Source organism: Sphingopyxis sp. OPL5, assembly GCF_003797775.2.
Lineage (GTDB): Bacteria > Pseudomonadota > Alphaproteobacteria > Sphingomonadales > Sphingomonadaceae > Sphingopyxis.
Genome location: NZ_CP060725.1, coordinates 907,263 through 928,704, shown reverse-complemented (window position 1 = coordinate 928,704; position 21,442 = coordinate 907,263). Strand labels below are relative to the sequence as shown.

23 protein-coding genes are annotated in these 21,442 nt (G+C 65.2%); 13 read left to right on the top strand and 10 right to left on the bottom strand.

Going from position 1 to position 21,442, the window contains the following annotated elements; genetic code table 11:
* Positions 1 to 106: 106 nt before the first annotated feature.
* From thiL to EEB18_RS04510, 3 genes are all read left to right on the top strand, one after another.
* A complete protein-coding gene (thiL, locus tag EEB18_RS04520; protein WP_187142321.1) occupies positions 107 to 1,036 on the top strand; it encodes a thiamine-phosphate kinase in 930 nt (309 codons plus the stop codon).
* Between the two features lie 183 nt (positions 1,037 to 1,219).
* The gene (locus tag EEB18_RS04515; protein ID WP_187142320.1) at positions 1,220 to 3,337 is read left to right on the top strand and encodes a sodium-translocating pyrophosphatase; all 2,118 of its coding nucleotides are present in this window, start codon (positions 1,220 to 1,222) and stop codon (positions 3,335 to 3,337) included.
* A gap of 194 nt (positions 3,338 to 3,531) precedes the next feature.
* Positions 3,532 to 5,604 carry an alpha/beta hydrolase family protein gene (locus EEB18_RS04510; protein WP_187142319.1) on the top strand — a complete coding sequence of 691 codons (2,073 nt, stop codon included), beginning with the start codon at positions 3,532 to 3,534 and terminating at the stop codon, positions 5,602 to 5,604.
* A 36-nt stretch (positions 5,605 to 5,640) separates the two neighbouring features.
* Here EEB18_RS04510 and EEB18_RS04505 read toward each other — a convergent pair whose 3' ends face one another.
* Positions 5,641 to 6,459: an SDR family NAD(P)-dependent oxidoreductase gene (locus EEB18_RS04505; RefSeq protein ID WP_187142318.1), complete on the bottom strand. Its 819-nt coding sequence runs from the start codon at positions 6,457 to 6,459 to the stop codon at positions 5,641 to 5,643.
* A gap of 312 nt (positions 6,460 to 6,771) precedes the next feature.
* Between EEB18_RS04505 and EEB18_RS04500 the strand changes: the two genes are divergently transcribed.
* Positions 6,772 to 7,302 carry a CarD family transcriptional regulator gene (locus EEB18_RS04500; RefSeq protein ID WP_056349127.1) on the top strand — a complete coding sequence of 177 codons (531 nt, stop codon included), beginning with the start codon at positions 6,772 to 6,774 and terminating at the stop codon, positions 7,300 to 7,302.
* Between the two features lie 169 nt (positions 7,303 to 7,471).
* Here the strand turns inward: EEB18_RS04500 and truA are convergent, their stop codons facing one another.
* Complete coding sequence (gene truA, locus EEB18_RS04495; RefSeq protein ID WP_187142317.1) at positions 7,472 to 8,212, bottom strand: tRNA pseudouridine(38-40) synthase TruA; 741 nt, start codon at positions 8,210 to 8,212, stop codon at positions 7,472 to 7,474.
* A 96-nt stretch (positions 8,213 to 8,308) separates the two neighbouring features.
* Positions 8,309 to 9,226 (bottom strand): methionyl-tRNA formyltransferase, encoded by a 918-nt coding sequence (fmt, locus tag EEB18_RS04490; RefSeq protein ID WP_187669075.1) that lies wholly within the window; start codon positions 9,224 to 9,226, stop codon positions 8,309 to 8,311.
* Between the two features lie 239 nt (positions 9,227 to 9,465).
* On the opposite strand from fmt, the gene recR reads away from it, so the two are divergent.
* Genes recR through def form a run of 4 tightly spaced genes read left to right on the top strand, consistent with a single transcriptional unit; the run spans position 9,466 to position 11,398 of the window.
* On the top strand, positions 9,466 to 10,062 hold the full coding sequence (recR, locus tag EEB18_RS04485) for a recombination mediator RecR (protein WP_187142259.1): 597 nt from the start codon (positions 9,466 to 9,468) through the stop codon (positions 10,060 to 10,062).
* 5 nt (positions 10,063 to 10,067) lie between these two features.
* Positions 10,068 to 10,412, top strand: a complete 345-nt coding sequence (locus tag EEB18_RS04480) for a hypothetical protein (RefSeq protein ID WP_156377739.1) — start codon at positions 10,068 to 10,070, stop codon at positions 10,410 to 10,412.
* A complete protein-coding gene (locus EEB18_RS04475) occupies positions 10,409 to 10,822 on the top strand; it encodes a hypothetical protein (RefSeq protein ID WP_187142260.1) in 414 nt (137 codons plus the stop codon). Before EEB18_RS04480 ends, EEB18_RS04475 begins: the two co-directional genes overlap by 4 nt.
* A gap of 42 nt (positions 10,823 to 10,864) precedes the next feature.
* The gene (gene def, locus EEB18_RS04470; protein WP_056349146.1) at positions 10,865 to 11,398 is read left to right on the top strand and encodes a peptide deformylase; all 534 of its coding nucleotides are present in this window, start codon (positions 10,865 to 10,867) and stop codon (positions 11,396 to 11,398) included.
* A 170-nt stretch (positions 11,399 to 11,568) separates the two neighbouring features.
* Here the strand turns inward: def and grpE are convergent, their stop codons facing one another.
* Positions 11,569 to 12,129: a nucleotide exchange factor GrpE gene (grpE, locus tag EEB18_RS04465; RefSeq protein WP_187142261.1), complete on the bottom strand. Its 561-nt coding sequence runs from the start codon at positions 12,127 to 12,129 to the stop codon at positions 11,569 to 11,571.
* A 4-nt stretch (positions 12,130 to 12,133) separates the two neighbouring features.
* Positions 12,134 to 13,177: a heat-inducible transcriptional repressor HrcA gene (gene hrcA, locus EEB18_RS04460; protein WP_187142262.1), complete on the bottom strand. Its 1,044-nt coding sequence runs from the start codon at positions 13,175 to 13,177 to the stop codon at positions 12,134 to 12,136.
* A 147-nt stretch (positions 13,178 to 13,324) separates the two neighbouring features.
* On the opposite strand from hrcA, the gene EEB18_RS04455 reads away from it, so the two are divergent.
* Positions 13,325 to 14,125, top strand: coding sequence for a dienelactone hydrolase family protein (locus EEB18_RS04455; protein WP_187142263.1), 801 nt, complete (start codon positions 13,325 to 13,327; stop codon positions 14,123 to 14,125).
* Positions 14,126 to 14,128: 3 nt separating this feature from the next.
* Here the strand turns inward: EEB18_RS04455 and EEB18_RS04450 are convergent, their stop codons facing one another.
* Positions 14,129 to 14,812, bottom strand: coding sequence for a hypothetical protein (locus EEB18_RS04450; protein ID WP_187142264.1), 684 nt, complete (start codon positions 14,810 to 14,812; stop codon positions 14,129 to 14,131).
* Between the two features lie 106 nt (positions 14,813 to 14,918).
* On the opposite strand from EEB18_RS04450, the gene rph reads away from it, so the two are divergent.
* The 4 genes from rph to EEB18_RS04430 all read left to right on the top strand — a co-directional run bounded on the left by rph (position 14,919) and on the right by EEB18_RS04430 (position 18,493).
* A complete protein-coding gene (gene rph, locus EEB18_RS04445; RefSeq protein WP_056349161.1) occupies positions 14,919 to 15,635 on the top strand; it encodes a ribonuclease PH in 717 nt (238 codons plus the stop codon).
* Position 15,636: 1 nt separating this feature from the next.
* A complete protein-coding gene (rdgB, locus tag EEB18_RS04440) occupies positions 15,637 to 16,260 on the top strand; it encodes an RdgB/HAM1 family non-canonical purine NTP pyrophosphatase (RefSeq protein WP_187142265.1) in 624 nt (207 codons plus the stop codon).
* 62 nt (positions 16,261 to 16,322) lie between these two features.
* Positions 16,323 to 17,501, top strand: coding sequence for a radical SAM family heme chaperone HemW (gene hemW / locus EEB18_RS04435; protein WP_187669074.1), 1,179 nt, complete (start codon positions 16,323 to 16,325; stop codon positions 17,499 to 17,501).
* Positions 17,502 to 17,602: 101 nt separating this feature from the next.
* Positions 17,603 to 18,493 carry a tyrosine recombinase XerC gene (locus tag EEB18_RS04430; RefSeq protein WP_187142266.1) on the top strand — a complete coding sequence of 297 codons (891 nt, stop codon included), beginning with the start codon at positions 17,603 to 17,605 and terminating at the stop codon, positions 18,491 to 18,493.
* A gap of 111 nt (positions 18,494 to 18,604) precedes the next feature.
* Here the strand turns inward: EEB18_RS04430 and EEB18_RS04425 are convergent, their stop codons facing one another.
* From EEB18_RS04425 to rsmI, 4 genes are read right to left on the bottom strand one after another with little or no spacing between them, the layout of a single operon-like run.
* Positions 18,605 to 19,219 (bottom strand): DedA family protein, encoded by a 615-nt coding sequence (locus tag EEB18_RS04425; RefSeq protein WP_187142267.1) that lies wholly within the window; start codon positions 19,217 to 19,219, stop codon positions 18,605 to 18,607.
* A gap of 22 nt (positions 19,220 to 19,241) precedes the next feature.
* Positions 19,242 to 20,192 (bottom strand): glutathione synthase, encoded by a 951-nt coding sequence (gshB, locus tag EEB18_RS04420; RefSeq protein WP_187142268.1) that lies wholly within the window; start codon positions 20,190 to 20,192, stop codon positions 19,242 to 19,244.
* Positions 20,193 to 20,212: 20 nt separating this feature from the next.
* A complete protein-coding gene (locus tag EEB18_RS04415) occupies positions 20,213 to 20,563 on the bottom strand; it encodes a YraN family protein (RefSeq protein WP_187142269.1) in 351 nt (116 codons plus the stop codon).
* Complete coding sequence (gene rsmI / locus EEB18_RS04410; RefSeq protein ID WP_187142270.1) at positions 20,560 to 21,420, bottom strand: 16S rRNA (cytidine(1402)-2'-O)-methyltransferase; 861 nt, start codon at positions 21,418 to 21,420, stop codon at positions 20,560 to 20,562. Before rsmI ends, EEB18_RS04415 begins: the two co-directional genes overlap by 4 nt.
* Positions 21,421 to 21,442 lie beyond the last annotated feature (22 nt).

Here is a 21,442-nt window from a genome sequence, read left to right as displayed (position 1 = left end):
TGCCGAGCGAAGTCGAGACACGTGAAGCCTAGCGCGTCCCAAGCGTGTCTCGACTTCGCTCGACACGAACGGAATTAGGGCACATTGTTTCGGCGAGAGGGTCGTAATGTCCGAAGCCGATTTCATCGCCCGCCTGCAGGCCATCGCGACAGATCCCGCCGCGCGCGGGCTGGTCGATGATGCCGCGGTGCTCGGCGACCTCGTGCTTACCCACGACATGATCGTCGAGGGAATCCACTTCCTGCCCGACGACACGCCGCAGGATGTCGCATGGAAACTCGTCGCGGTGAACCTGTCCGATCTTGCCGCCAAGGGCGCCGCGCCGATCGGGGTGCTGGTCGGCTACAGCCTCGGCGACGATGACTGGAACGCGGCCTTCGTCGACGGGCTCGATGTCGCGCTGCGGCGGTTCGGGATCGTCCTGCTCGGCGGCGACACGGTGCGGGTGCCGGCGGGGACGCCGCGCAGCTTTGGCCTGACCGCGATCGGCCGTGCGCCGGCGGGCGGCGCGCCGTCGCGCGGCGGGGTGAAGCCCGGCGACCAGCTGTGGGTGACCGGGACGATCGGCAATGCGGGGCTCGGCCTCGCGATGCGGCTCGGGCAGGTCGAACCGAACGAAACCTGCCTCGCGGCCTATCGCCGCCCGCAGCCGCAGCTGACCTTTGGCCGGGCGGTGGTTCCGCATGTCCATGCGATGATGGATGTTTCCGACGGCCTGCTGATCGACGCGCAGCGGATGGCGGCGGCGAGCGGGTGCGAGCTTGGGATCATGCTCGAATCGATACCCTTGTCGGCGGCGCTGCTCGCGGTGCGGCCCGATATCCTCGACACGCGCCTCGCCGCGGCGACGGCGGGCGACGATTACCAGCTGCTTTTCGCGGCCGACCCGGGCGCGGCGGCGGCGATCCGCGAGATATCGGCGGGGCTGAATGTCGCGGTCACGCCGGTCGGCCACGCCGGGGTCGGCACGGGAATCATGCTGACCCACCGCGCGCAGCGGATCGCGCTGCCCGCGCATCTCGGTTTCATGCACTGAGCGCGAAAGCCCCGCGAAACGGCCGAATAACCGGGCTTGCCCTCGTTTCGCTTTCTTCCCATAACGCGGCGTCCAATTTGGGGCGGTCGCATCAGGGGAGAGAGCGAACCGGCATCAATAAGTCGGACGTTCGACTGCTATCTTCGCGTTCGCCCTTCTTCAATGGGGAAGGAATAGACACGCATGAATCCGGTTATGATCGCGATAGCGTGCGGCCTGGTGGCCGTACTCTATGGATTCATTACCTCGCGGCAGGTGCTCAGCGCATCGGCGGGTAATGAAAAGATGCAGGAAATCGCCGCCGCCATCCAGGAAGGCGCCAAGGCCTATCTGGGCCGTCAATATCGCACCATCGCCATCGTCGGCGTCGTCGTCGCCATCCTCGTCTGGTGGTTCCTTGGCGAAGTTTCGGCGACGGGCTTCCTGATCGGCGCCATCCTGTCGGGCGTCGCCGGCTTCGTCGGCATGAACATCTCGGTAAAGGCCAACGTCCGCACCGCGGCCGCGGCGCAAACGGGTCTTCAGGCCGGCCTGACCATGGCGTTCCGCGCCGGCGCGATCACCGGCATGCTCGTGGCGGGCCTGGCGCTCCTCGCGATCTCGGTCTTCTTCTGGTATCTGATCGGTCCCGGCGGCTACACCGTCGGCGGTGACGATCGCACCGTCGTCGACGCGCTCGTCGCGCTCGCCTTCGGCGCTTCGCTGATCTCGATCTTCGCGCGTCTCGGCGGCGGTATCTTTACCAAGGCCGCCGACGTCGGCGCCGACCTCGTTGGCAAGGTCGAGGCCGGAATTCCTGAGGACGATCCGCGCAATCCCGCGGTGATCGCCGACAACGTCGGCGACAATGTCGGCGACTGCGCCGGCATGGCCGCCGATCTGTTCGAAACCTATGTTGTCACCGTCGGCGCCACCATGGTGCTGATCGCGCTGCTCCTGAAGAGCGCGGGCGACCAGCTGCTGCCGCTGATGAGCCTGCCGCTGCTGATGGGCGGCGTGTGCATCATCACCTCGATCATCGGCACCTATTTCGTTCGTCTCGGTGGCGGCAAGAATGTCATGGGGGCGATGTACAAGGGCTTCCTCGTCACCGCGATCCTCTCGGTCCCGGCGATCTGGTTCTCGACGAGCTATGTGCTGAAGGGCGACATGAAGACCGTCGTCACGGGTCAGTCGTTCAACGGCACCGACCTGTTCCTGTGTTCGCTGCTCGGCCTCGTCATCACCGGGCTGATCATCTGGATCACCGAATATTACACGGGCACCAATTACCGCCCGGTGCGGTCGATCGCCAAGGCTTCGGAAACGGGCCATGGCACCAACGTCATCCAGGGTCTGGCGATCAGCCTTGAATCGACCGCGTTGCCGACGCTCGTGATCTGCGCGGGCATCGTCATCGCGTTCCAGATCGCGGGCATCATCGGCATCGCCTTTGCGGCGACCGCGATGCTGGCACTCGCCGGCATGGTTGTCGCGCTCGACGCCTATGGCCCGGTCACCGACAACGCCGGCGGTATTGCCGAAATGGCGGGACTCGACGACAGCGTGCGTGAAAAGACCGACCTGCTCGACGCCGTGGGCAACACGACCAAGGCAGTGACCAAGGGCTATGCCATCGGGTCTGCGGGTCTTGCGGCCTTGGTGCTGTTCGGCACCTATACCGCCGACATCACCGAATATTCGGCGAAGCTCGGCCTCGACGCGCCGCTGACCTTCTCGCTCTCGTCGCCCTATGTCATCGTCGGGCTGCTGCTCGGTGCGCTCTTGCCGTACCTCTTCGGGGCGTTCGGCATGACCGCCGTCGGCCGCGCGGCGGGCGAGGTCGTCAAGGATGTTCGCGAGCAGTTCAAGAACAACCCCGGCATCATGACCTATGAGAGCAAGCCCGACTATGCGCGCACGGTCGACCTGGTCACCAAGGCGGCGATCAAGGAAATGATCATCCCGTCGCTGTTGCCGGTGCTGGCGCCGATCGTGGTGTATTTCGTCATTCGCGGCGTCGCGGGGCCGGCCGCGGCGCTCGAAGCGCTCGGTGCGCTGTTGCTCGGCGTGATCGTCGGCGGGCTGTTCGTCGCGATCTCGATGACCTCGGGTGGCGGCGCGTGGGACAACGCCAAGAAATATATCGAAGACGGCAACCACGGCGGCAAGGGCAGCGAGGCCCACAAGGCCGCGGTGACCGGCGACACCGTCGGCGATCCGTACAAGGATACCGCAGGTCCGGCGGTCAACCCGATGATCAAGATCACCAATATCGTGGCGATCCTGCTCCTCGCGGCGCTGGCGCACGGCGCGGCTTAAGCCGCACCGCCTGCGGGTGAAACAAGAGGCCCCGCCGGAGCGATCCGGCGGGGCTTTTTGGTTTCAATTTCAACTTATGTCGGTTGCCATCCCCGCGCGCGCTTTCTAGGCTGCGTGGCAGAGGGAAGCGCGGGCAATCGGCCCAAATGCCAGTGGGTTGCGCTCTCCGTCGGGGCATGAATACGGAGATTATGATGATCAAGAAGATGTTTGCCGCCGCCTTGCTGGCATCGGCAGTGGCGTGGCCGGCGGTCGGCATGGCGCAGGATACGCCCGGGAAGCCGGTGCCCGAGAAGGTTAGCCTCGACGTTCTGGCATCGCTGCCGTTGATGAGCGATCTTCAGATGTCGCCCGGGGGCACGAAAATTGCCATGACGCTCGGCGCCGGCAATGAATTCGGCTATGCGATCCTGGACCTGTCCAAGCCGGGTTCGAAGCCTCAGATTTTCGCGCGCGCTTCGACTTTCAAGGAGGCCGGGCAGCGTGATGTCACTAGCTATCGGTGGGTCGACGATCGCTATCTGATACTTGAGTTGGCTTCGCGAGAGTTCATTTCGCAGTTCGGGCAGCGCGTCGACATCGGCCGCCTCGCCGCCTATGATACGCAAACCGGCAAGACGCACCCGCTCGCTTGGGACATGGCCACGGCCGATGCATCGAACATCTTGCATATCGACAAGGAAAAGAAGCGCATCCTGCTCGCGCGGCAGATCGACGACGGCGATACCGAGAAGCGGTTCAGCTATCAGGTCGACTGGGTCGATGTCGCAACCGGCAAGGTGCTGGAAACGGTCCAGCGAACCAACCCGATCGTTCTTGGCTGGGCAGCGGACAGCAAGGGCGTGGTACGAATGGGATTCGGTTCTAACCGCGACACCGGGGAAAGCCGCTATCTGTATCGATCGGGTCCGGGTGAAAATTTCCGTACCGTGCAGCGCGTGATCGATAAGGATTTCACGGGGTCTGGCATCCAGCCGATCGTATTTCTGAACGAACCCGACATGGCGATCGTATCGAGCAACCACGAGGGTTATCGCGCGATCTACAAGGCCAATCTGGCAACGATGGAAATTGGCGAAAAGCTGTTTTCGGTGCCCGGCTATGATGTCGGCACGGCCATCCCGAACGAGAATCGCGACGGGATTGTTGGCTATGCCTACGCAACCGACCGCACCCGCCGCAAATTCACCGACGAAAGACTCGCTGCGATCCAGAAGTTCCTGACCGAGGATTTTGGGGAAGGCAACGCCGTCATCGTTAGCAGTGACGACGGTGACAAGAAGCTGGTCGTGTCGATGGCTAGCCCCGACCAGATCGGCAGCTATTATCTCTATGACGTCGAAAGTGGAAAGTTTGCGCTGATCGGCCACCGTAGCGATGCGCTGGGCGACGGTAAGCTGAATCCGGTCAAGGCGATCCGATACAAGGCGAGCGACGGGTTGGAGATCGAAGCCGTCCTGACGACGCCGCGCCTGCGCGCGGGCCAGAAGAGCCTTCCGGTCGTTGTTCTGACGCACGGTGGTCCATATGGTGTGCGCGACTATGCTGCTTACGACCAGTGGGCGCAGACCATCGCCGAGCAGGGTTATGTCGTTGTGCAGCCCAATTATCGCGGCTCGGGCGGCTACGGCAACGAGTTCGTCAAATCGGGTCGCCAAGATGGCTTCGGCACCCGCATGCAAGACGACCTCAACGATGTCGTCGACTATCTTGCGGCGCAGGGCGTTGTCGATGCCAAACGCGCGTGCATGATGGGCTGGTCCTATGGCGGCTATGCTTCCGCTCGTGCCGCCCAGCGCGACCCGGCCCGCTGGCGCTGCACGATCGCTGGCGCGGGGGTTTATGACCTTCCGATGATGCGTGACTATGACAAAGGCTATCTCGGGTCATTCGGAGCCAATTATCTGGCCAAGGGCGCCAATTCGCTGATCGAAGTATCACCGGCGCGCAATACCGACACCAAATGGGCGCCCATCCTTATCGTGCACGGTGTTCGCGACCCGCGCGTCCCGATCGCCCAAGCGCGCACACTTGTGTCGCGTTTGAAAGGGAGCGGCAAGAAGCAAGGTGTCGATTTTGAATATATCGAACAGCCAAAAAATGGACATTATGGGATATATTTCACCAAAGAAGAGCGCGTCGAGTGGCTTGGTGGCACGTCGAACTGGCTTGAGCGCTTCAATCCGGCCTACGTCCCATCGGATGCTGATTTCGGCAAAAAGCCGGCGGCCGATCCGCTGATCGCCGGCGCCAAATTCAGCGGTTGATCCCGCACCTGTGAACCCGAGGCGGGCCGCGGAGGATTATCCTTCGCGGCCCGCTTTCATTTGGGCGGCATAGCCCGCCTGGACCATCGCGCTCATCCGGTCGAACAGCGCGTCGGGATCGCTGCGGCGCAGGCCGGGGATCGCGGCTTCTGCACCTTCGGCGACGACGAGCTCGCGCGTGCCCGCATCGACCGCGGCGATAATCTCGGCTGCGGCGAAATCGGGCGACAGGCCATTGTCGATCGCCTTGTCACTTTCGCCGCGCACGCTGCCGTCGGCGTTGAGCGCGTTGCGGCTGACGTTGGTCGCGATCGATCCGGGAGCGACGACGAGCACTCTCAGCCCGAGATGTTCATTTTCGGCGCGGATGCTGTCGTGATAGCCGATCAGCCCATGTTTGGCGGCGCAATAGGCGCTGCGCAGCGGCACCCCGGCGATGCCCGCGACGCTGGAAATCGCGACGATCTTGCCACCGCCCGCCGCGACCATGCGCGGCAGCAGTTGCTGGGTGAGGGCAATGGGGGCGAGCAGGTCGACGTCGACGATCTTCTGATACACCGAAAAATCGGTCTCGATCGCTAGGCTGCGCTGTGAGATGCCGGCGTTGTTGACGAGGCCGTCGATCCGGCCGCACCAGTTCCACGCTTCCTCGGCCATCAACGGCAGCGCGGCGTAATCCGTCGCCTCGAAGGGCAGGATCATCGTGCCGGGGCCGCAATCCTTCGCCACGGCTTCGAGTGCCGCGACATTGCGCCCCGACAGGATCAGCCGCGCGCCGCGCGCCGACAGCGCGCGCGCCAGTGCGGCACCGATCCCCGAAGACGCGCCGGTAACCCACCAAACTTGATCCTGCATATTGGCATCCTATCTGTCATTTCGTCCCAGCCTGAAACGGCTGTGCGGGGGCGTCAAGGCGCCTACCCACGCATTTCCGTGCAGGGGTGGCAATTTTGTTGCGACTCTGTTATAATAAATATCAACACGCCGACATTCTGTCTCTTCCCGTCGCTGGGCTGGGGCACGTTCGGCGTTTCCGATGGAGCCATATCCCTTGTCACTCTGACTGGCTAGCGCCGCCGAAATGCTCCGATCCCCCTCGCAGGAGGGCAGGATGCACCGGCTTTGACCCGCTTCCCCGTCCCCGACAAGGCACAGAAAGGAAACTGCATGTCCGCAAACACCCTCCTCTTCGAAGTCGGTGACTATGTCGTTTATCCGAAGCATGGCGTGGGGCGCGTCATCGAACTGCAGCGGTCGGAAATCGCCGGCATGCAGCTCGAACTCTATGTCCTGCGCTTTGAAAAAGAAAAAATGACCCTGCGCGTCCCGACCAACAAGGCCGAGGGCGTGGGCATGCGCAAGCTGTCGTCGGACAAGACGCTGAAGGAAGCGCTGCAGGTTCTGACCACCAAGCCCAAGGTCAAGCGCACCATGTGGTCGCGCCGCGCGCAGGAATATGAAGCGAAGATCAATTCGGGCGACCTGGTGTCGATCGCCGAAGTGACCCGCGACCTGTTCCGCGCCGACGACCAGCCCGAGCAGAGCTATTCGGAACGCCAGATCTTCGAAGCCGCCTCGAGCCGCCTCGCCCGCGAACTGGGCGCGATGGAAGAGAGCGACGAAAAGACCGCGCAGGCCAAGATCCTCGAGATTTTGAACGAGAATGCGCCGCGCTATTATGTGGAGAAGGTGGTCTAAGCCACGCTTCGACGCGATGAGACAGAGGAAAGGGCGGTCCGAAAGGGCCGCCCTTTTTCATTGCCCCTCTCCCATTTAGGGAGAGGGCAGCGAGACTTGCGAATTTATTCGCTAGTCGCAGCGGGTGCGCGGCGCGGGTTCCTCCCTCTCCCTAAATGGGAGGGGGGATTCAGGGATATTTCGCCCCGACAAAATACAGCCCGTCGGGCGGCGCGTTCAGCCCCAGCGCGTTGCGATCCGCGGCCTCCAGCGCCGCCTGCAAATCACGCGCCGACCATTTCCCGTACCCGACCAGCGCGAGGCAGCCGACCATCGAGCGCACCTGGTGGTGGAGGAAGCTGCGCGCCGCCGCTTCGATGATCAGTTCCTCGCCGTGGCGGCTGACCGTCAGCTTGTCCAATGTCTTCACCGGGCTTTGCGACTGGCAATGCGCCGAGCGGAAGGTGGTGAAGTCGTGCAGTCCGATCAGCAACTGTGCCGCGTCGTGCATCGCCGCGGCGTCGAGCGGCCGGGCGAATTGCCAGGCCAGTCCCTTGTCCCACGTCAGCGGCGCGCGGCGATTGACGATGCGATATTCATAGGAACGACCGATGCAGGCGAAGCGCGAATGCCAGTCGTCGCCCGCCACCTCGCACCCGATGATCGCAATCGGGGCAGGGCGAAGCTGGGCGTTGATCGCCTCCATCAGGCGGAAGGGCGGCAGCGGCTTTTCGATATCGACATGGCCGCGCATCGCGATCGCATGCACGCCCGCATCGGTGCGCCCGGCGCTGAACACCGCGGTGTCCTCGCCGGTAATCTTGGTGACGGCTTGCTCGATCGCTTGCTGGACACTCGGCCCATGCGCCTGCCGCTGCCAGCCCATATAGGGGCGGCCGTCATATTCGATGGTGAGGGCAAAGCGCGTCATCGCCGCCCCTTAGCCGTTCGCATCGAGCGAAGTCGAGATGCTCATCGGTCGCGCGCGCCTTCGAGGTGTCTCGACTTCGCTCGACACGAACGGAAATCAGGCGAGGCGCGTGCCCTGGGGAATCGGGCGGCCGCGCAGCAGTTCGGCGGCGTCCATCGCGGGCTTGCCGGCGCGCTGGACGCGGGTGGCGCGGATCGCGCCGGGATTGCAGGCGATTGTCAGCGCATCGTCGGTCGTGACGCCGGGGGTGGCGCCCGCGATGCTATTGGTGGGATGAACGACCTCGGCGGCGAGCAGCTTGTACCGCTCGCCATCGAGCTCGAAAAAGGCGCCCGGCATCGGGTTGAAAGCGCGGACCTGGCGCTCGACCTGCACCGCACTCGTCAGGAAATCCAGCCGAGCCTCGCTCTTGTCGATCTTGGCCGCGTAAGTAACACCGTCGTCGGGCTGCGCTTCGGGGAGGAAGGCGTGGAGATCGCTGAGCGCCTTCACCATCAGCGCGGCGCCCATCGCGGCGAGTTCGTCGGTCAGCTCGCCCGCGGTCTTGTCGTCGACCCCGGTCCGCCCGACGAGCCGCATCGCGCCGGTGTCGAGGCCTGCGTCCATCTGCATGATCGTCACGCCGGTCTCGCCGTCGCCCGACAGGATCGCGCGCTGCACCGGCGCCGCGCCGCGCCAGCGCGGCAGGATCGAGCCATGGACGTTGAGGCAGCCCTCGCGCGGCGCGCTCAGGATCGCCTGCGGCAGGATCAGGCCGTAAGCGGCGACCACCGCGACATCGAGGTCGAGTGCGGCGAATTCGGCCTGCGCTTCGGGGCTTTTCAGGCTCTTGGGGGTGCGGACGGGCAGGTCGTGTTCTTCGGCCCAGTTGTGGACCGCGCTTTGCTGCACCTTCTTGCCGCGCTGCGCGGGGCGGGGCTGGGTGTAGACCGCGACGATCTGATGCCCCGCGGCGTGGAGCGCGGCGAGCGTCGGTACCGCGAAGGGCGGCGTTCCCATGAAGGCGATGCGCATGGGTGCGGGCTTTGGATGAGGTTGCGATGCGGCGCAAGTCCCTCTCCCATCGGGAGGAGGGTTGCGCAAGCTTGGCAGCTTGCTGCCTAGCTGGAGCTGGGTGAGGCGATGCGCCCGGTCGATAACTCACCGCCCCTCACCCAGCTTCGCCTAGCGAACGAGTTCGCAAGTCTTCGCAACCCTCTCCCGACGGGAGAGGGCATATTGCGCCGACCCCGCAGCCTCACTACCACCACCCCATGGCGTCCACCGAAATCGAAGCCCTCGTCCAGCAACTCGCCCGGCTCCCGGGCCTCGGCCCGCGCTCGGCGCGGCGCGCGGTGCTGCACCTGATGAAGAAGCGCGAGAGCAGCTTCGCGCCCTTGCTCGCAGCGCTGCAGACGGTGTCCGAGCGGCTCGTTACCTGCACCATCTGCGGCAATGTCGACACGCAGGACCCGTGCGCGATCTGCGCCGACCCGCGCCGCGATGCGCGCAGCCTGTGCGTCGTCGAGGAGGTTTCGGACCTGTGGGCGCTCGACAAGTCGCGGCTTTTTCCGGGAAAATATCATGTGCTTGGCGGGCGGCTGTCGGCGCTGGAAGGGGTGCGGCCGCAGGACCTCAGCATCGATGCGCTGGTCGCGCGCGTCGCGGCGGGCGGGATCGACGAGGTGGTGCTGGCGATGAACGCGACGCTGGAGGGCCAGACGACCGCCCATTATCTCGCCGAGCGGCTGGAGGGCTATCCGGTGCGGCTGACGCAGCTGGCGCATGGCCTGCCGGTAGGCGGCGAGCTCGATTATCTCGACGAGGGGACGCTGGCGCAGGCGCTGAGGGCGCGGCGGCCGGTCGGGTGAGGGTGATGCTTCGGTCCCTCTATCTGGCCGTTCGCGCTTGGGTCGACAGGGGTGTGGCCGGCTCGTCCGGCGATACCAATAATGTCCTTTTGGCTCCTATTTTGCTGCCTGTCGCGGTTGCGGCTCTTTTGTTCGGCGGCGACACGCTCTCGGAACGGCTCATTCGGTTGTCCCCGGTTCTGCTTTGGTCGGTGCTTTGGTTCGGCTTTTCGGGCTGGCGCTACTATCTTGCGCTGAGGCGGCAGTCCGTGAGGAATGATCGTCATTTCGATATTTGGGGCAAGCACAAGCTGCCGCCCGAATATGCAGACAGCGAAAGCGCAACCAAGGCGAAGCGGCGGCGGAAATGACGCGTCTCGTCCTGCTGCTTTTTCTCGGCCTCTCCGCCTGCGCCGCGCGCGAGGTCAAGCCGACCGAGCCCGAAATGGACCGTATCGAGGTGCAACTGGCGCAGATGCCGTGCGTGGGGCGCCTCGCGGATTGGGAGCGGATATATCTCTATCATCCCGACTATTTCGCGGAGGAAGTCGACGCCGCGATCAGGGAAGGCCGCGAGCCGCGCCGGAGCGGCTATGACCGGACGAAGATCGAAATCCATCTGCGGCAAGCCAATTTCGAGGAATTCGGCGAGGGCAGGAAGAGCTATGCCGATTATCCCCGCGGTTTGGCCGACACCGATGATCGCGCGTACCGCATCGCCTATGGTTCCTATGATGTCAAAAGCGGCAAACTCGACCTGGCGGCGTGCGGGGCGAATTGACTCCCCCTTGACCCCGCGCCCGCGCATCCATACCTGCACGCCATGGCCCTACTCCCCATCATAGAGACCCCCGATCCGCGGCTGCGCGTCATTTCGAAGCCCGTAGAGACGTTCGACGCCGAGCTGAAGACGCTGATCGCCGACATGTTCGAGACGATGTACGACGCCCCCGGTATCGGGCTCGCCGCGATCCAGGTCGGGGTGCCCAAGCGCATCCTGGTGATCGACCTGCAGGAACCCGATCCCGAGGACGAGGAGGGCAAGCGCCTGATCCGTGACCCGCGCGTCTTCATCAACCCCGTTTTCTCCGAGGAAAGCGAAGAGCATAGCGTCTATCAGGAGGGCTGCCTGTCGGTCCCCGAGCAATATGCCGATGTGACGCGCCCTGCCGAGGTCACCGTCGACTGGCAGGACGCCGACGGCAAGCCTCACAGCGAACGCATGACCGGGCTGATGGCGACGTGCATCCAGCACGAGCATGATCATCTGGAAGGCATTCTCTTCATCGACCATCTATCGCGGCTGAAGCGCGAGATGGTGCTGAAGAAGCTGATGAAGATGCGGAAAGCGGCTTAAATCCCTCTCCCATCTAGGGAGAGGGCAGCGAAACTTGCGAATTTATTCGCTAGTTGCAGCGGGTGAGGGCGTTTTGCCGCCGATAGGGCGCACCCCCTCACCCAGCTTCGCCTAGGCGGCAGAGCCGCCAAGGCTGCGCAACCCTCTCCCTCAAGGGGAGAGGGAAGGGGCTATCCCGCCTTTGCCACCGCGACCATCGCGGGGCGCAGCAGCCGGTCTTTCATCATATAACCCGCCTGCATTTCCTGCACGATCGTGCCGGGGGTCTGATCGCTCGGGATTTCGAGCATCGCCTGGTGCTGGTTGGGGTCGAGCGGCAGGCCGATCGCGGCGATGCGGGTGATGCCGTTGCGTTCGAAGACGCTGAGCAATTCACGCTCGGTCGCTTCGAGCCCGGTGACGAGCGGCTTGATCCCCTCGTCGGCGCGCTGCTCCTCGCTGAGCGCCGCGAGCGCGCGGCCGAGATTGTCGGCGACCGACAGGATATCGCGCGCGAATTTCGTCGCGGCATAGGCGTGCGCGTCGGCGACTTCCTTTTCGCCGCGGCGGCGGACGTTCTGCGTCTCGGCGCGCGAATAGAGCAGATCCTGCTGCAGCGCCGCGACCTGTTCGGCGAGCTTCGCGACTTCGTCATTCTCGCCGGTGGTGGGCGTCGTCGCATCGGCCTCGGCCGCGACATTTTCGGGGGTCAGCGCGTCTTCGGCGCGCGTGTCGTTTTCAGTATTTGTCATAAACCTATCGTATCAGTCTGGAGAGCGATTGAGCGGTGAAATCCACCATGGGAACGATCCGGGCATAGTTCAAGCGCGTCGGACCGATCACGCCGACAACCCCGACCACGCGCCCGTCCGATCCGCGATAGGGCGCCGCTATCACGGACGAGCCCGAAAGCGAGAATAATTTATTCTCCGACCCGATGAAAATGCGGGTCGCGGCGCCCTCGCGCGCGCTGTCGAGCAACTGCGCGATGTCCTGCTTGGTTTCGAGTTCGTCGAGCAACTGGCGGACCCGGTCGAGGTCGCCGACCGCGCTCTCGTCGAGCAGGTTCGCCTGGCCGCGCACGATCAGCACCGGGCGGTCGGCGCCGTCCGACGACCAGACCGCGAGCCCGCGCGACACCAGATCCTGCGCGGCGCGGTCGATCGCGATGCGCTCGGCCTCCATCTCGCGGCGGACGCGCACCATCGCTTCGGCGAGGGTGAGGCCCGACAGGGTCGCGCTGATATAATTGCCCGCCTCGACGAGCGCCGAGGGATTGAGGCCAGGCGGAATATCGATGACGCGATTCTCGACCGCGCCGTCGCCCGCGACCAGCACGACGAGCGCCTGACTCGCCGACAGCGGCACGAAGGCGAGCTGTTTGAGCACGCGCTCATGCTTGGGGACGAGGACGAGGCCGGCGCACGCCGACAGCCCCGACAGCGCCGAGGTCGCCTGCGCGAGCGCGCTTTCGATCGGGCCGGCGTCGGACAAGGACGCCTCAATCTGGGCGCGGTCCTCGGCCGATGGTTCGGCGACCTGCATCATGCCGTCGACGAACAGGCGCAGCCCCTGTTCGGTGGGCAGGCGCCCGGCGCTGGTGTGCGGGCTGGCGAGCAGGCCATATTCCTCGAGATCCTGCATCACGTTGCGGATCGAGGCGGGGGAGAGGTTGAGACTGGCGAGCTTCGACAGCGTGCGCGAGCCGACCGGCTGGCCGGTTTCGAGATAGGCGTCGACGACCATCCGGAACACGTCGCGGGCGCGCGTGGTGAGTTCGGTGATCGGCGGCGTGGTCATGGGGAGGATTTAGGGATGCAGGAGGCCGAGCGCAACAAAGCTGGACCTCGGCTCCTCAAGGATCGTCATCCCCGCCTGTGCGGGGATGACGAAAGGGGGTGCAAAAGGCAATTCTTCTGCCTAGCCTCCCATCCGGGGGAGAAACACATGACCGCACGCCCGCTAACCCAGGACGACCCGCTCGACGATTTCGACCATCGCGACATCGCGCTGCTCGGCCGCAAGCACCGCGTCTATACGATGGGCCGCGGCCCTGCGGTGATCGTGATGACCGAAATGCCCGGCATCAGCCCGCATGTCGCACGCTTCGCGCGCTGGGTCCGCGATGCGGGCTTCACCGTCTATATGCCGCATATCTTTGGCAAGGACGGCGCAGTGCCGCGCATGCCCGGCGCGGTGTTCACTATGATCGGCGGGTGCATCAGCCGCCAGTTCCGCGCCTTTCAGGCCAATGAAAGCTCGCTCGCGACGTTATGGCTGCGTGCGCTGGCGGCGCTGGCGCATCAGGAATGCGGCGGCAAGGGTGTCGGCGCGATCGGCATGTGCTTCACCGGCAATTTTGCGCTGTCGATGATGCTCGAACCCGCGGTGCTGGCGCCGGTGCTCGCGCAGCCGTCGCTGCCGCTCAACGATCCCGCGGGCATGCATATCGCCCCCGACGAACTCGCCGCGGTGAAGGCGCGGATGGAGGCTGAGGACCTGACGGTGCTCGCCTATCGCTTCGAGGGCGACAAATATTGCAAGGCGGCGCGCTTCGCGGCCTATGCGGATGCGCTTGGCGACCGTTTCGTCGGCAAGGTGCTGCCCGACGAAGCCGCGAACCCCGACAGCCCGATGAAGAACCCGCACAGCGTGGTGACGATCCACCTGATCGACGAAGCCGGCCAGCCGACGGTGCAGGCGCGCGACGAAATCCTCGATTTTTTCAGGATGCGGTTGACGGGGTAAAGTTCAGCGCGCGAGTTGGGCGTCGATCTTAGGATCAAGTCTGTAGTTTCGCGGTAAGGCAGGAGCAATGGGGTCAAAGGCGGCGTCGAGCGTTGCAACGTTTTCCAGTTCGCTTTCAATGCAAGGCGTGGTGGCTGTGTAACGAGCTGCGGGACCCCGCACCCGCAGATTCACGATCTTGGGGCCGGGTTTGACGGCAACGAAAGCTCGACTGGGCAATGCGTCACTAAAATTCCTATTGCGATCTTCGCAGCCGACCGACGCGGAATCTTCTATGCCAGTGTCGCTCCAGAGCGGCGTCCAGTGCAGACTCCTCAGCTCGCCGAGCATTTTTTCAAGTTTGGCCCGACCCAGCACAAATTTGGTTCGGGCGATGACGGGTTCTTCCCACATCTTTTTGTCGTCCTTCCCCGGCTCATAGATGGCGGCAATCGTGCAGCCATGATTATCCGGATTCTGCACATACCAGACGATCTCGACATGGCCGGTTCGTTTCACGAAAATGTCGCGTCCCAACGGACATGTTCCGAGCGCTCGCGGTTGGCCATGCTCGACGTTTCGGGTGTAGACGATCTCTTCGAACCCATCGAGACGTCTGGGATCGGCATCGACCAAGGCGATTCCCAAAGTCACGCCGATTGCAATCAACGTAGCTGTTACAGCGGCCATGATCGCGCCGGTTCGCATGGCTGGAGATGCTATACTCTTCTATTTCGATTGGCACCGGCTTTTTCTGGTCAACTCCTTCGCGCGCCGCTAAGCGCCCCCGCACATATTCATAGGAGAATCCCCCATGCGCCCTTCCGGCCGCGCGCCCGACCAGATGCGTCCCATTGGCATCGAGACCGAATTCACCATCCATGCCGAGGGCAGCGTCCTCGTCAGTTTCGGCAACACCAAGGTGCTGGTCACCGCCAGCGTCGATGAGAAGGTGCCGCCCTTCCTGCGCGGCAAGGGGCAAGGTTGGGTCACCGCCGAATATGGCATGCTGCCCCGCGCGACGCACACGCGTGGCAGCCGCGAGGCGGCGAAAGGCAAGCAGTCGGGGCGGACGCAGGAAATCCAGCGGCTGATCGGCCGCAGTCTGCGCGCTGTGGTCGATTTCAAGAAGCTGGGCGAACGCCAGATCGTGATCGATTGCGACGTGATCCAGGCCGATGGCGGCACGCGCACCGCGTCGATTTCGGGCGCCTGGGTCGCGCTGCGGATCGCGGTCGACAAGCTGCTCGCGTCGGGTGCGATCGCCGAGGATCCGATCGAGGACAAGGTCGGCGCGATCTCGTGCGGCATCTACAACGGCACGCCGGTGCTCGACCTCGATTATGACGAGGATTCGGTCGCCGAGGCCGACGGCAATTTCGTGCTGACCGGGCGCGGCCAGATCGTCGAAGTCCAGGCGAGCGCCGAGGGTGCGACCTATGACGAAGAGGGCCTGCTGCGTCTGCTGCGGTTGGCGCGTATCGGTTGCGCCGAGATTTTTGCGGCGCAGGACAAGGCGACGGGGCGCTGAGGTGAATCGCAAGCTCGTCCCCGGCAAGCTCGTCATCGCGAGCCACAATGCGGGCAAGGTGCGCGAGATTCGCGCGCTGCTCGAACCGTTCGGGATCGAGCCGGTGTCGGCGGGCGACCTCGGGCTGCCCGAACCCGACGAGACGGGGACGACCTTCCGCGAGAATGCGCTGCTGAAGGCGCATGCGAGCGCGTCGGCGGCGGGGCTGCCCGCGCTCGCCGACGACAGCGGACTCGAGGTCGCGGCGCTTGGCGGGCGGCCGGGGGTCTATACCGCCGACTGGGCCGAGCGGCAGCGCTTCGAGGGCAATCCGGGGCGCGACTGGTACCTCGCGATGGGCAAGGTCGAGGGGCTGCTCGCCGAGCAGGGGCCGGACGTCGACCGCAGCGCGCGCTTCGTTTGCACGCTGGCGCTGGCGTGGCCCGACGGGCATGCCGATGTTTACGAAGGTGCCGCGCAGGGCAGCCTGACCTGGCCGCCGCGGGGCAAGCTGGGGTTTGGTTATGACCCGGTCTTCGTTCCGGCCGGTAACACACTGACTTTCGCTGAGATCGATCCGGCCGAGAAGCACAAGATCAGCCATCGGGCCGATGCCTTTGCCAAGCTGGTGGCGGGGGCGTTTTAGTTCCCCTCCCGCTTGCGGGAGGGGCTAGGGGAGGGCCTGTGGCCACCACTGATCCACGAGACATGCTCTCCCCCGACCCCTCCCGCAAGCGGGAGGGGAGTGAACCGCTCGCCCTCTATGTCCATTGGCCTTTTTGCGTCAGCAAATGCCCCTATTGCGACTTCAACAGCCATGTGCGCGACAGCGTCGACCAAGAGGTCTGGCGCGCGGCTTTGCTGGCGGATTTGCGGCATGAGGCGGCGTTGCTGCCGGGGCGGACGGCGTCGTCGATCTTCTTTGGGGGCGGGACGCCGAGTTTGATGCCGCCCGCCACGGTGGCGGCGGTGATTGCCGAGGCGGGGGCGCTGTGGGGGCTGGCGGACGATTGCGAGATCACGCTCGAAGCGAACCCCAATTCGGTGGAAGTTGCCGCTTTCGCCGATCTGGCGGCGGCGGGGGTCAATCGCGTGTCGATCGGGGTGCAGAGCTTCGATCCAAAAGTGCTGGAATTTCTGGGGCGGGCGCATAGCGGCGATGAGGCGCGGCGGGCGATTGCGGCGGCGCAAACTTATTTCGACCGCGCGAGTTTCGACCTGATCTATGCGCGGCCGGGGCAGGCGCTTTCCGACTGGGAACGCGAACTGGGCGACGCGCTGGCGTTCGGGACAGGGCATTTGTCGCTGTACCAACTGACGATCGAGCCGGGGACGCGCTTTGCGACGCTGGTGGCGAAGGGCGACCTCGTCATTCCCGACGGCGATGCCGCGGCAGACCTGTTCGACACGACGCAGGCGATGACGCGCGCGGCGGGGCTGCCGCGCTACGAAGTGTCGAACCATGCGCGGCCGGGCGAGGAGAGCCGGCATAACCTGACCTATTGGCGCTATGGCGACTATGCGGGTGTCGGGCCTGGGGCGCATGGGCGGCGGCTGGCGCAGGCGACCGAACGGCACAAGAAGCCCGAGAATTTCATCGCGGCGGTGGAGCGCAACGGGCACGGGCTGAAGGTCGAGAATGACCTGCCCGCGCAAGAGCGTGCGACCGAGGCGATGCTGATGGGGCTGCGGCTGAGCGAGGGTGTCGATCTGGCGCGCGTCGAGGCGCGGAGCGGGCTGGGGCGCGCGGCGTTCGTGGATGATGCGGCGGTGGCGCGGCTGACGGGCCTGGGGCTGATGCGCGCCGAGGGCGACCGGCTGGTGGTGACGGGCGAGGGGATCTTGCTGCTCGACTCGATCCTTTCCGAGGTGGTGAAAACTCAGTAACCTTCCCGCACCGTTCGTCCCGAGCGAAGTCGAGGGACGCGCGGCATGGCGCCAACGTGTCTCGACTTCGCTCGACACAAACGGGATTTGAAGGGCGGTCTTTGGCTTCAGACATCATCCGCGACTGGGATGCCCATCTGGCGCACGAACGGCGCCGGTCGGAGCATACGCGGCGCGCCTATGTCGCGACCGCCGAGCGCTTTGCCGCCTTTCTCTCGGGGCATCATGGCGGCGAAGTCGATGCCGCGATGCTGCGGCGGACGAGCGCCAACGACCTGCGCGCCTATCTGGCGACGCGGCGTTCCGAGGGGCTGGGCAATGCGTCGGCGGCGCGCGAACTGTCGGCGCTGCGAGGTTTCCTGCGTTTCGTCGGGGGCGAGGGCGCGACCTTGCCCGCGCTGCGCGGGCCGCGCGTTAAAAAGGGGCTGCCGCGCCCCGTTGCGCCCGCCGAGGCGTTGCAACTGGCGCAGGACGTCGAGGATAATGCGCGGCTGGGCTGGGTCGGCGCGCGCGATTTTGCGTTGCTGCTGCTGCTCTATGGCGCTGGGCTGCGCATCGGCGAGGCGCTGGCGCTGACCGGCGCGGTGCTGCCGCTCGGCGATGTGCTGCGGGTGACGGGCAAAAGGAACAAGACGCGCGTGGTGCCGATCCTGCCGGCGGTGGCGCAGGCGGTGGCGCGCTATGCCGACGCCTGCCCCTGGCCGATGGAGAAGGAAACGCCGCTGTTCCTCGGAGCACGCGGCGGGCCCCTCCAGCCCGGCGTGGTGCGCGCGAGCGTGCGCTCGGCACGGCGCGCGCTGGGGTTGCCCGAGCGGACGACGCCCCACGCGCTGCGCCACAGTTTTGCGACGCATCTGCTGGCGGGCGGGGCCGATCTGCGCAGCCTGCAGGAATTGCTGGGGCATGCGAGCCTGGCGTCGACGCAGGTCTATACGGCGGTCGATGCGGCGCATCTGCTGGATATTTATCGGAATGCGCATCCTAGGGCTTGAGCGGCGCTATTCCCTTTTCCGTTCGTCTCGAGCGAAGTCGAGAGACGTTGTGCTGGCGCTTTCCTTCGCGTGTCTCGACTTCGCTCGACACGAACGGGGTTGGGTTGGACTCTATGCTTCGTCCTCGCTTGCCTTCGGCTTCCACGTCACTACCCGCCACACGTAAATCAGCACCAGCGTCCCGATCGCGACCAGCGCGAGCGGGCCGACGAAGGCATCGAGATTGGCGAACTGCTTGCCGAACCAGTGGCCCGCGCCCGCGAGCGCGGCGATCCAGATCGTCGACCCCGCGGCCGTCCAGACGAGGAATTTGGCCTGGTTCATCCGCACCATGCCCGCGGGCAGCGACACCATCGTGCGCGCGACGGGCATGAAGCGCGCGAAAAAGACGATCGCGGGACCATATTTCACGAACCAGCCGTGCAGCCGCTCGACCTCGGCCCAGTCGAGCGTCAGCCAGCGGCCGTGGCGGTCGATGAAGGGCTTGAGCCGTTCATAACCGATCCAGCGCCCGATCGCGTACCAGACCCAATTGCCGGCGGTCGTCCCCGCGACCGCGACCGCGACGAGGGTCCAGAAATCGAAGCGGCCCTGCGAAACCGCGATCCCGCCGAGTCCCATGATCACTTCGGACGGGATCGGCGGGAACACATTTTCGAGTACCATGAGGATGAAGATCCCCACATAGCCCCAGGCCTGGATCAGGTTCAGAATGAAATCGGTCATGGCGGGTCAACGCGCGCCGCGGTCAGCCGATCCGCCGCAGGATCGCATCCCAGATCATGCCCGCCGTGTCGCTGTTGTTGAAACGGTCGATCGCGACGATGCCGGTGGGCGAGGTGACGTTGATTTCGGTCAGCCATTCGCCGCCGATCACGTCGATGCCGACGAAGATCAGCCCGCGTTCCTTGAGCGCCGGGCCGAGCGCGGCGCAGATTTCCGCCTCGCGCGGGGTCAGTTCCGCCGCCTCGGCATAGCCGCCGACCGCGAGGTTCGAACGGAATTCGCCCTCGCCGGGCTTGCGGTTGATCGCGCCCGCGACCTCGCCGTCGACGAGCACGATGCGCTTGTCGCCCTGGCTGACGCTGGGCAGGAATTGCTGGACCATGAAGGGTTCGGGCCACACCTGTCCGAACAGTTCGACGAGCGCGCCGAGGTTGCTGCCGTCGGCGTCGATCTTGAACACCGCCTTGCCGCCATTGCCGTGGAGCGGCTTGATCACGACGGCGCCGTAACGCGACTGGAAATCCTTGGTCGCCTCGAGGCTGCGCGTGACCATCGTCGGCGGCATGAACTGCGGAAAATCGAGCACGAATACCTTTTCCGGCGCGTCGCGCACCGCGGCGGGATCGTTGACGACCAAAGTCTCGCCTTTGATCCGTTCGAGCAGCCAGGTGCCGGTGAGATAGCCGAGGTCGAAGGGCGGGTCCTGCCGCATCAGCACGACATCGATGTCGCGGCCAAGGTCGAGGGTGACTTCCTCGCCGAATTTGTAATGCGCGCCGGCCTCGCGCTGTGCCTCCAGCACCCGGTGCGCTTTGGTGGTCAGCCGCCCGGCCTCCCACGTCAGCCCGCGCACGTCGTAATGATAGACGGTGTAGCCGCGCTCTAGGGCGCTCAGCATCAGGGCAAAGCTGCTGTCGCCATTGATGTTGATGCCATCCATCGGGTCCATTTGCACGGCGGCGCGCAGGGTCATGCTCTTCTCCTTGGGCGCCGTCAGGGCTGCCAGACGTGGACCAGATGGCGTGGCAGGCGGCGCGGCGCAAGGAGCATCACGTCGATCCGGATGTCGTCCTGTGGCCGGGCGAAGCGCGGGGCGAGCATTTCGGCCGCCGCGGCGACGCGGCGGAGGCGATATTGGTCGATCGCGAGATCGAGATCCTCGGGCCGGTCGCGCCATTTGACCTCGATGAAGGCGATAATGCGGCCGCGGCGGGCGACCAGATCGACTTCGCCGACCGGGACGCGCAATCGCTGACCAAGGATGCGCCAGCCATGGAGGCGAAGCCACCAGGCGGCACGGCGTTCGGCCTTGCGCCCGCGCGCCTCGGCCTCGGCGCGTTTCACCCGGCGCCCTTGAGCGTGAGCGCGCGGGCGTAAACATCGTGGCGGTCGAGTCCGAAGCGCTTGGCGACCGCCTTGGCGGCCTGCGCCACCGGCTTGTCGGCCATCGCTTCGCGGAGCGCCGCATCGAGGGTGGCGTCGTCGGCGGTTTCGGTCACCGCTTCGCCGGGCGGGCCGACGATGACGACGATCTCGCCCTTCGGCGGGGCGTCGGCGTAGCGTGCCGACAGTTCGGTCAGCGTGCCGGTGACGCATTGTTCGAAGAGCTTGCTGATCTCGCGCGCCACGGCGGCCTCGCGGTCGCCCAGTCCTTCGGCGAGCGCGGCGAGCGATGCCGAGAGGCGCGGCCCGCTTTCGTAGAAGACGAGACTTGCGCGCAGGCCGGCAAATTCGGCGATGGTGTCGGCGCGGGCCTTGGCCTTGCTGGGCAGGAAGCCCGCGAACAGGAAGCGGTCGCTGGGTAGCCCCGACAAAGTGATCGCGGCGATCGCGGCGCAGGGGCCGGGCAAGGTGGTGACGTGGCGCCCCGCCGCGCGCGCGTCGCGCACCAGCTTGTAGCCGGGGTCGGAAATCAGTGGGGTGCCGGCATCCGACACCAAAACGACGACTTCGTCGGCCATCCGCGCAACCAGCGCGGCGCGCGTGCGTTCGTCGCTATGGTCGTGATAGGGGGTCATCGGAATTCGCAAACCCAGATGCGAAAGCAGCTTCGCCGTCACACGCGTGTCTTCGGCGGCGATCAGGTCGGCGCGGGCCAGCGTCGCCGCGGCGCGCGCCGTGATGTCGCCGAGGTTGCCGATGGGGGTCGCGACGATATAGAGTCCGGGCAAGGGAGAATTTGAGATGGTCGAATCCGGCATGATGCCGCAAATGGCAGAAACT